The sequence below is a fragment of the Acinetobacter baylyi DSM 14961 = CIP 107474 genome (assembly GCF_000368685.1).
GTDB lineage: Bacteria > Pseudomonadota > Gammaproteobacteria > Pseudomonadales > Moraxellaceae > Acinetobacter > Acinetobacter baylyi.
This window is the reverse complement of sequence record NZ_KB849626.1, coordinates 536,564-550,912: the sequence shown is the minus strand read 5'-3', so window position 1 is coordinate 550,912 and position 14,349 is coordinate 536,564. Positions and strand designations below refer to the sequence as shown.

Annotated in this window: 11 protein-coding genes; 2 read left to right on the top strand and 9 right to left on the bottom strand. The window is 40.5% G+C overall.

Annotated elements, in window-relative coordinates; all coding sequences use genetic code 11:
* The first annotated feature begins 46 nt into the window (after positions 1 to 46).
* Positions 47 to 1,054, top strand: a complete 1,008-nt coding sequence (gene dusA / locus F952_RS06790) for a tRNA dihydrouridine(20/20a) synthase DusA (protein WP_004924438.1) — start codon at positions 47 to 49, stop codon at positions 1,052 to 1,054.
* A 316-nt stretch (positions 1,055 to 1,370) separates the two neighbouring features.
* Positions 1,371 to 1,850 (top strand): hypothetical protein, encoded by a 480-nt coding sequence (locus F952_RS06785; RefSeq protein ID WP_004924436.1) that lies wholly within the window; start codon positions 1,371 to 1,373, stop codon positions 1,848 to 1,850.
* Between the two features lie 26 nt (positions 1,851 to 1,876).
* Here the strand turns inward: F952_RS06785 and F952_RS06780 are convergent, their stop codons facing one another.
* The 9 genes from F952_RS06780 to ilvC form a co-directional block, all read right to left on the bottom strand.
* Complete coding sequence (locus tag F952_RS06780) at positions 1,877 to 2,650, bottom strand: tRNA threonylcarbamoyladenosine dehydratase (RefSeq protein ID WP_004924434.1); 774 nt, start codon at positions 2,648 to 2,650, stop codon at positions 1,877 to 1,879.
* A gap of 94 nt (positions 2,651 to 2,744) precedes the next feature.
* The gene (locus F952_RS06775) at positions 2,745 to 3,236 is read right to left on the bottom strand and encodes a RidA family protein (RefSeq protein WP_004924432.1); all 492 of its coding nucleotides are present in this window, start codon (positions 3,234 to 3,236) and stop codon (positions 2,745 to 2,747) included.
* 109 nt (positions 3,237 to 3,345) lie between these two features.
* A complete protein-coding gene (acnA, locus tag F952_RS06770) occupies positions 3,346 to 6,099 on the bottom strand; it encodes an aconitate hydratase AcnA (protein WP_004924430.1) in 2,754 nt (917 codons plus the stop codon).
* A gap of 119 nt (positions 6,100 to 6,218) precedes the next feature.
* Positions 6,219 to 7,037: a TatD family hydrolase gene (locus F952_RS06765; protein WP_004924429.1), complete on the bottom strand. Its 819-nt coding sequence runs from the start codon at positions 7,035 to 7,037 to the stop codon at positions 6,219 to 6,221.
* A 3-nt stretch (positions 7,038 to 7,040) separates the two neighbouring features.
* Positions 7,041 to 7,979 carry an RsiV family protein gene (locus F952_RS06760; RefSeq protein ID WP_004924427.1) on the bottom strand — a complete coding sequence of 313 codons (939 nt, stop codon included), beginning with the start codon at positions 7,977 to 7,979 and terminating at the stop codon, positions 7,041 to 7,043.
* Positions 7,980 to 8,066: 87 nt separating this feature from the next.
* Positions 8,067 to 8,885 carry a hypothetical protein gene (locus tag F952_RS06755; RefSeq protein WP_004924424.1) on the bottom strand — a complete coding sequence of 273 codons (819 nt, stop codon included), beginning with the start codon at positions 8,883 to 8,885 and terminating at the stop codon, positions 8,067 to 8,069.
* Positions 8,886 to 8,963: 78 nt separating this feature from the next.
* Positions 8,964 to 10,553, bottom strand: coding sequence for a peptide chain release factor 3 (locus F952_RS06750; protein WP_004924422.1), 1,590 nt, complete (start codon positions 10,551 to 10,553; stop codon positions 8,964 to 8,966).
* A 457-nt stretch (positions 10,554 to 11,010) separates the two neighbouring features.
* Positions 11,011 to 13,056 (bottom strand): putative bifunctional diguanylate cyclase/phosphodiesterase, encoded by a 2,046-nt coding sequence (locus tag F952_RS06745; protein WP_004924419.1) that lies wholly within the window; start codon positions 13,054 to 13,056, stop codon positions 11,011 to 11,013.
* Between the two features lie 271 nt (positions 13,057 to 13,327).
* Positions 13,328 to 14,344, bottom strand: coding sequence for a ketol-acid reductoisomerase (ilvC, locus tag F952_RS06740; RefSeq protein WP_004924416.1), 1,017 nt, complete (start codon positions 14,342 to 14,344; stop codon positions 13,328 to 13,330).
* Between the last annotated feature and the right edge of the window lie 5 nt (positions 14,345 to 14,349).

Sequence of the window (14,349 nt, the reverse complement as noted above, 5' to 3'; positions counted from 1 at the left end):
TATAATTTATGCCCTCGTTGCACACTCATTGTTTGGATCTGTTTTCATGAAATCATCACTAGAAACCTTAAAGCCGCGTATTTCGGTTGCCCCGATGATGGATTGGACGACCAAGGACTATCGCTTTTTTGCTCGACTGTTTAATCCCAATGTGGTGTTGTACACCGAAATGGTCACGACAGGCGCGATTTTATTTGGTGATACCAAACGCCATCTCGATTACAGCCATGGAGAACACCCTATTGTGCTACAACTGGGTGGCTCTAATCCCAAAGATCTGGCCGAATGTACCAAAATGGCACAGGACTGGGGCTATGATGAAGTCAATCTGAATGTTGGATGTCCAAGTGACCGTGTACAAAACAATAAAATTGGTGCATGCCTGATGGCAGAACCTGACCTCGTGGCTGAATGTATTGCGAAAATGCAACAGGTCGTTGATATTCCAGTACATGTCAAACATCGTATTGGCATTGATGACATGCAGTCTTATGACGAAATGCTGAATTTTGTAGATACTGTAGCAAAAACAGGCTGTCATCATTTTGTTGTCCATGCCAGAATTGCCTTGCTTAAAGGGTTATCACCTAAAGAAAATCGTGAAATTCCGCCGTTACGCTATGAAGATGTGTACCGTCTGAAACAAGACCGTCCTGAACTGTTTATTGAAATCAACGGTGGCATTAAAACAGTCGCAGAAACACAAGCACATTTACAACATGTCGATGGCGTGATGATTGGTCGCGAAGCCTATCATAATCCGTATTTATTGGCAGAATTGGGGCAGCTCTGGAACTTGGACTTACCTGATCGTTTCAATATCATGCAACAAATGATGCCTTATATTGAACAACGTTTGGCTGAAGGTGCACCACTGTCGATTATTACGCGTCATATCTTAGGTCTGTTTCAAAACTTGCCAGGTGCCCGTAAATGGCGACAAGCTCTCAGTGGGGGAAATGCAAAAACACGAAGCGATATTGAACATGCCTTATGCAATATTCATGAAGCAATTCAGCGAACAGAAGCATCTCTGCAAGTGCAAGATATTTGAAGAGACAAAGCCTTTATGATGCAATCATGAACATAAAGGTTTATTTTTTAATTGAGTCGCATATTGCAGAGCAGGTTTTAATTTTTACAATGATAGGAATGATTCCTCATTTCAATTTGATAAAAAATGATCAAACAATTATCACAAATAAAAACATAACAAGTTGATATAAATAATTATTTTAAAAAATGTTTCAATGTTATGAAATATTATTACATTTATTAAAACACTTTTTAAGGTTTAAGCGATACCATCACCACCCAAATAAATACATTGTTATTGATATGTGTGAATGATGTAAGAACGAGTTTAAACTATGATTTATGACGGACAATCAGTAGATAGTTATCAAACACAGAATACACCTCAGGTAACTGTGACTGAAAACAAGGAAAGATCAGCACCATTTTCTTTTGGATCAGATGGCTCACGAAGCCAGATTGATATCCATAAATTTGTCGCCAAATTACAAAGTATCAGCGGTTTTTCTAGTACAGCAAAATGTGCCAAAAGTGTTCGTATTGCATTGCAATCGGCAGGTGCAAAAATTATCAGTCATCCTGTTGCTGCATCCGATTGGGGCGACACTTTAACCAAAATTGGTTATCGTCAAATCCAACCTGCTTTTGATCACCCACAAAAAGGTGATATCTACATCATCAAACGGACACCCAACCATATCTATGGACACATTGCGGGATATAGTGGCAGTCAGTGGATCTCTGATTTTAAGCAAAATAGCTATGATGTATATAGAGATGACAATGTCACTTATACGTACTATCGACCATTGTGATTAATCGAATTTATCTAAAACGAAGCTTATTCAGGCTTCGTTTTTTTCATATCTAACTTCTTTAATACTTCAGCCGCTGCAATCATGCCAAAGGTAGATGTGACGACAACAGCAGAACCATATCCGCCACAACGTAGTCCAGCCGCCGCACAGACTTCTGTACCTGAAAATGGATTATCAATCGAATAAACACAGGTTATCCCAAATTTCTCTTTGGGTTTTTTACAAATGCCTTTTGCTCGCAATTGACTACGCAATTTTGCCAGCATTGGATCTTGTTCTGTCTTGGATAAATCTGCCACTCGAATCTTGAGTGGATCTAGTTTTCCACCTGCCCCACCTGACACAATCAACGGAATTTTGTTAAAACGACAATACAGCATTAATGCCAGTTTTGCTTTCACATCATCAATGCAGTCAAGCACGACATCAGGTTGTGATGCGAGAATATCTGCAACATTATCAGCCGATAAAAAATCATCCACGATATTAATTTTAACGTGCGGATTAATCTGGCGACAACGCTCTGCCATGATGTCGGCTTTTTCTTGTCCCAAGGTAGATGAGAGTGCAGGCAATTGTCGATTGATATTCGATGCAGCCAGCACATCCATATCAACCAGTGTAATTTCACCAATCGCTGTACGTGCTAAAGCCTCTACTGCCCAGCTTCCGACACCACCAATTCCAATCACCATCACATGACTTTTTTCATAGTGATTAAATGCATCATCACCATAAATTTTGGCAACACCCGCAAAACGGCGGTCATATTCATCGGTCTGGAGATTGGTCGTCATATCAAACTGCCACTATAAAAAACAGCTCGTATTCTACCTTGTCTTTTCAAAATAATTCGTGAGTATTTTTAAAAATCATATGACTTTACCAACGTCACTCCTGCCCATTATTTTGTTTTAACGCGACAATAAAATTTATTTCAACCGATGCATTTTTAGGAAGCTGGCAAACACTGACCGATGTACGTGTATGCTGCCCTGTATCTGAACCTAAAATTTCATAGAGAATTTCAGATGCCCCATCGGCAACTTCACTTTGCTGAGTAAAGTCTGCAGTTGAATGGATGAATACATTCATTTGTAAAACTTTTTCTACTACCTGCAAAGTACCATAATGCTGTTTTAAAATTGCTAAAGCCCTCATTGTACTAATACTTGCAGCCAATTGAGCCTGCGATAAATCAACATCAAATCCAACTTTTCCGCAGACTTGCACTTTATCTTCAACTCTGGGAATTTGACCGCTCATATATGCCAATCCAGCATGTTCTATCAGAGAGGTATATTTACCCCCTATTTTCATATCTCCAGAAAAATCATAACCTAATCGGGCTTGTACTGTTAGAAAGGCATCATCTCTATTCACGTGTAAATTCCTTATAAAATAATTCTTCTCTCATTTATAAATATCTCAACATTCAATGGCATTCAATAAAAAAGCCTCAATAAATGAGGCTTTAAAAGCAGTGGATTTATTAAGCGGCTATTAAATTGCGTAACACGTAATGCAAAATACCGCCCGCCTTGAAATATTCAACTTCATTGAGCGTATCAATTCGGCATAGTACTTTGAAGGTATCAGTTGATCCATCTTCACGCTTAACAGTAATATCTAGACTTTGATGCGGTTGAATCTGATCGGAAAGACCTGTAATAGAAATTTCCTCCTGCCCAGTCAACTTCAAAGACTGACGATTTTGACCATCAATAAATTGAAGTGGTAGAACACCCATTCCGACCAGATTGGAACGATGAATACGTTCAAAACTTTCGGCTATTACAGCTTTGATCCCTAAAAGGTTAGTCCCTTTTGCGGCCCAATCACGTGAAGAACCCGTACCATATTCTTTACCCGCAATAATCACCAGAGGAGTATCGTCTTTTTGATAACGCATGGCAGCATCATAGATTGCCAGTTTTTCTCCACTAGGAATATAAATGGTATTGCCACCTTCTTCACCACCTAACATTTCATTTTTGATTCGGATATTGGCAAAGGTTCCGCGCATCATGACTTCATGATTTCCACGGCGCGATCCGTAAGAGTTAAAATCTTTTGGTTGAATGCCATGTTCTTGAAGGTAACGTCCAGCAGGACTGTCTTTTTTGATATTCCCCGCAGGTGAAATATGGTCTGTTGTAACCGAATCGCCCAGTACAGCCAGCACACGAGCTGATTCAATATTGGTAATCGCTTCTGGTGGCTGATCAATACCCTCAAAGAATGGCGGATGACGAATATACGTCGAATCCTCGGCCCACTCATAGGTTTGGCTTTGTGGAATCTGAATAGACTGCCAGCTTTCATCCCCTTCAAACACAGCCGCATATTCTTTATGGAACATGTCGGTATTCACTTTCTGCAACACTTCTGCAATTTCCGCGCTCGTTGGCCAAATATCTTTTAAATAGATATCTTCGCCATCTTTACCTTGGCCTATCGGCTCAGAAGTTAAGTCCTTACGAATCGTACCAGCCAATCCATAAGCAACCACCAAAGGCGGAGATGCCAGCCAGTTAGTTTTGACAAGTGGATGGACACGACCTTCAAAATTACGGTTGCCTGAAAGTACTGATGCAACATTTAAGTCGTATTTCTGAACGGCTGCTTCGATTGGATCTGGCAATGGCCCTGAGTTACCAATACAGGTGGTACAACCGTACCCGACAAGATTGTATCCAAGTTGATCAAGATAAGGCGTGAGTCCTGCTGCAGCCAAGTAATCGGTCACGACTTTAGAACCAGGTGCTAAAGAGCTTTTGACCCATGGTTTACGTTGTAAACCTTTTTCAATGGCTTTTTTGGCGAGCAAACCTGCTGCCAACATGACACTTGGGTTTGAGGTATTGGTACATGAAGTAATGGCCGAAATAACTACGTCGCCATGGTTGAGTTCATAGCGCTGACCATCCATTTCATAATAAGGTTGCTGCTCAAAGTGACTTTGTTCAGCATCAACAGCTGTACCACCACCACCTTCATTTTCCAGTCTTTCTTTTTCAGGTTTAGCTGCTGTAAGACTTAAATCCATCACGGCTTGAAAAGCTTCAGGTACTTTAGCAAGTAAAACACGATCCTGTGGACGTTTTGGGCCTGCCAGACTGGCTTCGACCGTGTCCATATCCAGTGTTAGCGTATCTGTAAATACAGGTTCATCTCCTGCATGACGCCATAATCCCTGTTCTTTACTATAAGCTTCCACCAATGCAATACGATCTGCATCTCGTCCAGTTAGGCGCATATAATCAAGTGTAATGTCATCTACAGGAAAGAAACCACAGGTCGCACCATATTCAGGTGCCATATTGGCAATGGTCGCGCGATCGGCCAATGGTAAATCTGCCAAACCATCCCCGTAGAATTCTACAAATTTCCCCACAACACCTTTTTTACGCAGCATTTGGGTGACAGTTAAAACCAGATCGGTAGCAGTAATGCCTTCTCTTAATTTACCTGTCAGTTTGAAACCAATGACCTCAGGAATCAACATAGAAATGGGCTGCCCCAGCATGGCTGCTTCTGCTTCGATACCACCAACGCCCCAACCTAAAACACCTAGGCCATTGATCATGGTGGTATGGGAGTCTGTTCCCACCAGCGTATCTGGAAATGCAAAAGTCTGGCCTTGATCTTCTCCCGTCCATACAGCTTGCGCCAGATATTCCAGATTAACCTGATGACAAATTCCAGTCCCTGGCGGCACAACACTAAAGCGATTAAATGCAGACTGCCCCCAGCGTAAGAACTGATAACGCTCACCGTTACGTTGCATTTCAATATCGACATTTTCTTCAAATGCAGCATCACTGGCAAAATGATCGACCATCACGGAATGGTCAATCACCAAATCGACAGGTGACAGTGGATTAATTTTTTCAGGGTCTCCGCCCGCCTTAGCCATCGCTGCACGCATAGCCGCAAGATCAACTACGGCAGGTACACCAGTAAAGTCCTGCATCAGTACTCTTGCTGGACGATACTGGATTTCTTGATCGGACGTTTTTGTATTTTGCCATTTAACCAAAGCTTCAATATGTGTAGCCAGGACCGTCTGATCGTCTTCAAAGCGTAATAAATTTTCTAAAAGAACCTTCAAGGACTTAGGAAGTTTTTCAATATCACCAAGTTTTGCTTGCGCCTGATGTAGACTAAAAATTTGATAAGCGGTAGAACCGACATTAAGTGTTTTTAGGGCATTAAAACTGTTGATTTTACTGTAGCTGGCCATGCGGCAACCCTCCGGTTGGCTATCTGTTTTTTAAAGATTTTATCTGTTGTATTTCTAATGTATGCCACTTTTACATCAAGAGTGTTCTGTTTTGGTTATTGTTTTTGAGACTGTTGTTTTTATGGATTTAATCTCAGTGCACTTAAAGAGTTTTCCCATAACTTCTGCGCCAGTTGAATTGAATCCATAGCTAAAACCTGAGCCAGCCCAGCCAGTACGTAAGGTAAATTAACAGGTGTGTTACGCGTTCGATGTTCAGTCGATGTCTGGCAACATAAAGGGGTCATATCAGGACAATCTGTTTCAATCACCAGATGCTCGGCCCCTACAGTTTGTATAACCTGATAAAGCTTTTTGGCATTTGGATTGGTAATCTGCCCTGTCACGCCCAATTTAAAACCAAGCTTGATTAAGGCTTTCGCTTCTTCTATACCACCACTAAAAGCATGGGCGATACCGCCCAATTTAAAATGATGCTGCTTAATTAACCGAATTACGTCGCCATGAGATTTTCGGATATGCAAGAGTACAGGCTTATCATACTGCACTGCCAAATCTAATTGTGCCGAGAAATATTGCTGTTGTTTTTGGTAAATATCGGGTTGTTTGTGCTGTGGCAGGAACGTATCTAGACCAATTTCCCCAATTGCAACACAGGTTTTCTGCCTCAAAATCTGCTCAAGTTGCTCAAGGTGTACAGGTAAATGCTGTTCGATATAAAACGGATGCAGACCTGGTGCCAAATAGCTCATAGGTGCATTATCCAAGTTCATAAGCTGATTTTGTGTGGCAATAAGATCATCAAACCGTGATGCAACGAAACCAATCAGCACCAGCGCATCGACACCCGCGTTTTTTGCCTGTTGCGCCAGCAAGATACGATCTGCATCAAAATCTGGAACATCAAAATGCGTGTGTGTATCAAACAGACGTAACATGATTTAAGAGCCTTTTACAGATGTGGACTGTGTCGGCAGATATTCTGGTTTTAAAATCGTATTCAATTGATCATAGGGAACCACCAAGCGTGGTAATCCAACAGCATAGGGACCAATTTCATATTCACCGTATTGTAAGATCAGACCATGATCACCGAGTAAAAAATTATTCGAAAGTTTAAATTTCCAAGCTTGTTCGTATTCATCTACGCTATTGGCCAGCTTAGATTCCATCACCCAAACTTTAAATGCCTCATGCGCACGTTGCTCCAGTGCGGCTTTTTGATGCGGTAATAAAAGATCATTCAGCTGCAATAATTTTTCGTGATCCAGATCGAAATTATAATATTGCTGAATCGCAGAGCCGTGCGCTCCACCCAGATAACTACTGGTATTTAATACCACTGTGGCCACAGGAGCTTGTGATTTTAAAATTGAAGGTTTAATCATTAGATTGATCTGATGATTTCCGCTCAAAGCTTTCAGTTCATTATCTAGCCCAATGAATGACTGTACATAAGGTTTGACTTTTTGCTCTAGTTGTTGCTGTGCAGAAAGTGGACTATTTTGATCTGCGACAGCACTGGCAGCAGGTTCGGCAAGTTTTTTACTTTCCTGTGCGGTTTGCTGGGCCTTAGAAATTTCCAGAATATGTGCGAGATTTTTTAAAATTTCTGCATCAATCTTTTGATCAATCCAAGGATAGTTACTGGTTAAACGTTCAACCTCAAATTCAGGACAATTATTGCCATCGCATGCAGGTAACTCAACATTTAGTTTAACAGACTGGCCTTCAAGCCTTGCCACTTGAGCATCGGATGTTTGAGCTGCGGATGCTTTTTCAGATGAATCAGCAGGCGTCGATTTTGGTTGACAGGCAACCAAGAAGAATACACTTCCAAAAATGATTGCCACACTAGTCTTGTGAATCTGCAACATCATGATTGCCTTTTCCTTGATTGATCTACATTGTGATGCTAATAGAATCTGGCCTGTTTTGGCTAGTTACATACCAAGATTTATACAGAGTTAAAACATTTTCTGATAAATTTGGGTTTGCAGAACAGCCTTGGTCTGATCTGAACTTAAGTATAAATCGAATTGATCAGCATGTTCAGAAATTTGATTGCCACGATAATGCAATCCAATTCCTTCCTGATCAAAAAACCAGTCTGCGTCTTGCCAGTCGAGCTGTTTGGGTGCTTCTTTTTGTACCTCTTGAGGCTGTTCATTTAACCATTTTTGATAAGCTGTTTGTACCCAGGCCGAGAATTGATTGAACTGCTGAGGTTGAATCATCTCTTTTAAGATGATGGGCTTTTTCTGCTCTCGATCTGCAACATGCAAATAAGAGCGGTTTTTAATAGTCAATTCTTCTTGCTTGGCATTTAAAACGGTTCGCAATAAGACATACTGATTTTTTTGATAAATCAGTTTGGTGCTAATGTCTAACTCATAAGGGCGGTTACGTGAATACTGTGCCTGCCATTGACGAGATTGCTTCACGTATTGATCAAGAGCACTTTGCAACGTCAGTGGTTCAACTTTTTGTTTGAGTTGCTCTTGAATCACCGTTGCGATATTTTGATTCACCCAAGTATTGAGCCAAGCTTGATCTGTTTTTAATGTTTGAATATGGATAAGGGCACACGTTTTAGCTTTGCATACAGGTTTTTCAATATCGACCCAAGTATTTTGACTTTTAATGGGAGCAAGCAAAACTTTAGTTTGTGTAGGCTTAGGACTTGGTGCTAAAGGTTGGATCGGTTCTCTTGACCAAAAAAATACACCCAGTATGAATATCATTAATCCAGCACATAGTGCATATAACCATCTTAGCCCACGCATTATTATTATCCATGCCAATTAAAAGCTTTACTCTAGAATAAAAAACAGCGTCTGTTTAGACGCTGTTTTTTACATTATTTAGTGTTCTCGTGTATTTCGGAACTGAATATCAGGCCAGCGCTCCTGCATCAGTTGTAGATTGACACGACTTGGTGCCAAATAAGTTAAGTGTCCACCACCATCGACCGAAAGTTGATCGTGGGCTTTTTTCTTAAATTCATTAAAAATCTTTTCATCATCGCAATGAACCCAACGCACGGTATTCACACTGATCGGCTCGTAAATACAATCGACTTTGTATTCTTCTTTTAAGCGGTAAGCCACCACATCAAACTGTAGCACCCCCACTGCCCCCACAATCAGGTCATTACTGATTTGTGGCATAAACACCTGTGTTGCACCTTCTTCTGACAGTTCTTTCAAGCCTTTTTGCAACTGTTTAGACTTTAATGGATCACGTAAGCGAACACGACGGAACATTTCAGGGGCAAAGTGCGGAATTCCTGTGAAATGTAATTTTTCACCGCTTGTGAATGTATCACCAATCTGAATGGTGCCATGGTTGTGCAAACCAATAATGTCGCCTGGCCATGCTTCTTCAAGATGTTCACGCTCACCTGCCAAAAAAGTCAGCGCATCAGAAATACGAACATCTTTACCAATACGCACATGGTTCATTTTCAGGCCTTTTTCATATTTGCCTGAACAAATCCGCATAAAGGCAATACGATCTCGGTGTTTCGGATCCATATTGGCCTGAATTTTAAATACAAAACCGCTAAAACCTTCTTCGGTTGCGTCCACATTCCGCTCTTGTGCTGGATGTGCTTTGGGTTCTGGTGCCCAATTGATAAAAGCATCCAGCACATGATCCACCGCAAAATTACCCAGTGCGGTTCCAAATAAAACAGGCGTTTGCTTACCTTGTAAAAATAATTCCCGATCAAGTGGCTCATTGGCCATTTGCACCAGCTCAAGCGATTCCTCAAAAGAAGCCCAAGCCAACTCACCTACTTTTTCACGAACATCGGCATGGTCATAGCCATCACGTACTTCGATATCGGTAATGGTTGAGCCAAATCCTGCCTTGTAAAGATAAAGTTTATTTTCAAGCAGGTTATAGACGCCTGCAAAATCACGCCCCATCCCTAAAGGCCATGTAATTGGCACACAGCGAATATTCAGAACGTTTTCAATTTCGTCCAAAAGTTCTAAGGGTTCACGAATCTCACGGTCCATTTTATTGACAAAAGAGATGATTGGCGTATCGCGCATACGACACACTTCCATCAATTTAATAGTACGTTCCTCTACCCCTTTAGCCCCATCAATGACCATCAGTGCAGAGTCTACCGCAGTCAAAGTACGATAGGTATCTTCCGAAAAGTCCTCATGTCCTGGGGTATCTAGCAAGTTGATCGTATGCTGTTTATAGGGAAACTGCATCACCGAAGTGGTGATCGAAATCCCACGTTCTTTTTCCATTTCCATCCAGTCGGAAGTTGCAGAGCGATCAGATTTACGGCTTTTCACCATACCTGCAACCTGAATAGCCTTGCCCCATAACAGCAATTTTTCTGTCATGGTGGTTTTACCCGCATCGGGGTGGGAAATAATGGCAAAAGTACGGCGCGAATTGACTTCTTTCGCTAATTGGTCTTTAAACATGAAAAGTTCTTCAATCTATCTACGGCCTGTCATCACAGCGTATGATGTCAGCGCTGAAAAGTGGGAATTCAAAATTGCCGCAATTGTAGCAGATTTGGCGTATATTTTAACGCTTGTTGATAGGTGCTGTTTTATCCACAGTTAGACTGACTCATTTTAGAATGTCTACCCTCAATTTAATAACAACCAAAACAATGAAGATTGTTTCAACAAAATACGTTTAAGCTGACTTGGAAACGCTTAGAAAACTAACCAGACATAGCTATAGAAGCCAGTTTTCTTTATTCGGTACCCATAATGTATCTCAGAACAAAAATCTAATGATTACAGTTAGAACGCATGTACATCTCATTGCAGAATTGTTTAAACATGTCTAAACAAGATATGGTTATATGACCAATTGATGGTAAATCTAACTTTATAAATATATTCATGTGTTTAAGTTTAATTATTCAACTTACTGCACCAGTTGTTCAACAGGAACTGGTCGTCCCAATAAATAGCCCTGAAGCTGTTGGCAACCCAAACGAATCAGAATGTCTGCCTGTAACTGGGTTTCTACCCCTTCCGCAGTAACCTTAAGACCAAGTTTGGTCGCAAGATGAATAATACTCTCTAAAATGACTTCTTCTTTGGAGCCTTCATGCAAGTGAATAATAAAACCACGGTCAATCTTCAGCTCATCTACAGGAAGATCTTTTAAATAAAGAAAACTTGAATGCCCTGTTCCAAAATCGTCAATCGCAATCTGAATGCCTAAAGCACGCATTTGCTCAAATGTTGCAATACTAGAATCAATATGCCGCATTGCGGTCGATTCGGTAATTTCAATAATCAGATGATTTGGGCGTATCTGATATTTTCGTATCAACTTTTCGAGTGTACCCACCAGATGCTTATTTTCAAATTGAATCGCAGACAGATTAACCGCGATGGGATAAAGAACTGTTTGCGTTGCTTCCCATATTTGGATCTGCTTACATGCTTGTTCAAGCGCCCAATATCCCATGGGAATAATCAAACCTGTCTTTTCTGCACCATCAATGAACATATGTGGGCTTAACAAACCAAAAGTAGGATGTTGCCAACGAATTAATGCTTCAACGCCACATATGTTTAAATTAGCAGCATATTTAGCCTGATAAAAAAGTACAAATTGTTGTTCTTCTACAGCCTTATACAAATCGTTAATCAATTTGGACTGACTTCGTGTTTCATTATGCTCGCTTGTATAATTAAAAATGCTATAGGTATTACGCCCCTGATCTTTAGCCATCACCATTGCAATATCGGCATTAATAAGTAAGTCCTGCATGTTATTTCCGTGTTCAGGATAAATCGCAATCCCGATACTGGCCGAAATATTAATTTCCTTACTGGTAATCAAATACGCTTCCTGAACTTGCCTTAATACGTCTTCTGCAATTTGAGCAATTTGTCTTGTTCTTCTTTTCTCAATAATAATTAAGAATTCATCACCACCAATTCTAAGTAATTTACAATGATCATCCAGATGCTTCTGAATCCGGTTGGCAACCTGTATCAACAACTGATCACCTACATGATGTCCAAATGCATCATTCACCGATTTAAACCGGTCCAAATCTAGGTATAAGAACGCAATCTTTTCATCTTTTTGATGTGTTTTGGAAAACCGATCTTTGACATAATCCATTAAAAACAAACGATTAGGCAACTTGGTCAGATTATCAAGTACAGCGAGATTGGCCAATTCTCTATTTAATTTCAAAAGTGCTTTATTGCGCTCTTCCAGCCGAAACTCAAGTACAGCAATACAGTATCCAGCAACCAAAACCAAACTCGTAATAAAGATCATGGTAAACAGAAATAAACCATGTCCTGCCTGATAAAGTGACAAAGAACTGGTGACGCCTTGCTGACTAAAAAAAGTAGCAGACATCCCAGTGTAATGTAAACCAACAATCGCCAATGCCATGGCAATAGCAGCAGCAATCTGGATCAGAATTCTATTTTTCGTCGCATTTTTATATTTAAAAATAAGTGAAAAAGCCAGGCCAGAACCACTCACGCCAATTAAAACAGAAAAGATGACCATAAGGGGTTCATAATGCAGCTCATACTGATGCAGGATCAAACCCATCATTCCGGTATAGTGCATACCCGCAATACCGAGTCCCATCAATACAGAACCCAATATCAAACGGGCGATAGGAAGGCTTTCGCGTGTTGTCAACCATACAGCAAAGGTCGATGTAATAAATGCAATGATGTAAGAAAACAGTGTTAGTCCTGGATCAAAATGATAATCACCAGGTAAATGGCATGCCAGCATCCCGAGAAAATGCATTGACCATATTGCTAAACCAAGTAATAAGCCACTAACAATTAGAATTAATGTCTGATAACGCTCATAACGCTGTTTAAAAATTAGTTGTTCCAGCGAAATTGCAAAAAAACAGATAATCACTGCCAAAACAATTGAACCGATCACCAGCGAAATATCGTAATCCATGTGCTCCATAAAGGACTTCCATGCGTATTTATGAAATAACTTGTTTTTATGGTGTCAGATATAAGTTGAGGATATTTTTATGATAAATCCAACCAACACGATCAAGATTCATTCTAGCACTAAACGGTTGTTTTACTATAAATTGGCTTACTTTTTTTACTTTAAAAATCAACCAAATAAAACACGATATTTTGCATATTTCATGAAATAAATCACATAATTAAATCAAAGTGATAAAAAAAATCCTGCCAAATGACAGGATTTTCACTAAAGAAAAAACTTAGTTCTTTTCTTTGTCCACGATTTTGTTGGCTTGAATCCAAGGCATCATCGCACGCAATTTCGAACCTGTTACTTCAATACCGTGTGCTGCATTTTGACGACGACGCGCAGTCATTGACGGATAGTTCAGCGCACCTTCCTGAATGAACATTTTCGCGTATTCGCCAGATTGAATACGTTTAAGTGCATTACGCATCGCTTCACGAGACTGTTCATTGATGACTTCAACACCAGTCACATATTCGCCATACTCAGCATTGTTTGATACAGAGTAGTTCATGTCCGCAATACCGCCTTCGAACATCAAGTCAACAATCAACTTAAGCTCGTGCAAGCATTCGAAGTATGCCATTTCTGGTGAATAACCCGCTTCAACCAAAGTTTCGAAGCCCATTTTAACCAATTCAACCGCACCACCACAGAGTACTGCTTGCTCACCGAACAAGTCAGTTTCAGTTTCTTCACGGAATGAAGTCTCGATGATACCAGTACGGCCACCACCAACACCTGACGCGTAAGACAATGCAACATTACGTGCATTACCTGAAGCATCTTGATGAATTGCAATCAGATCAGGTACACCTGAACCACGTTGGAATTCAGAACGAACCGTATGACCTGGTGCTTTTGGTGCAACCATAATCACGTCAAGATCTTGACGTGGAACAACTTGGTTATAAAGAACCGAGAAACCGTGTGCAAATGCTAAGGTTGCACCTTCTTTGATGTTTGGCTCAATTACATCACGGTAAAGTTGTGACTGAAACTCATCTGGAGTCAAAATCATGACCAAGTCAGCTTGTTTCACAGCTTCAGGTACTTCAGCAACTTTAAGGCCCGCATTTTCAGCTTTTTTCCAAGATGCTGAATTTGCACGTAAACCTACAGTTACATCAACACCAGAATCTTTCAGGTTAAGCGCATGCGCGTGACCTTGTGAACCGTAACCAATAATTGCTACTTTTTTGCCTTGGATGATTGATAAGTCACAATCTTTATCGTAAAAAATTTGCATCTGTT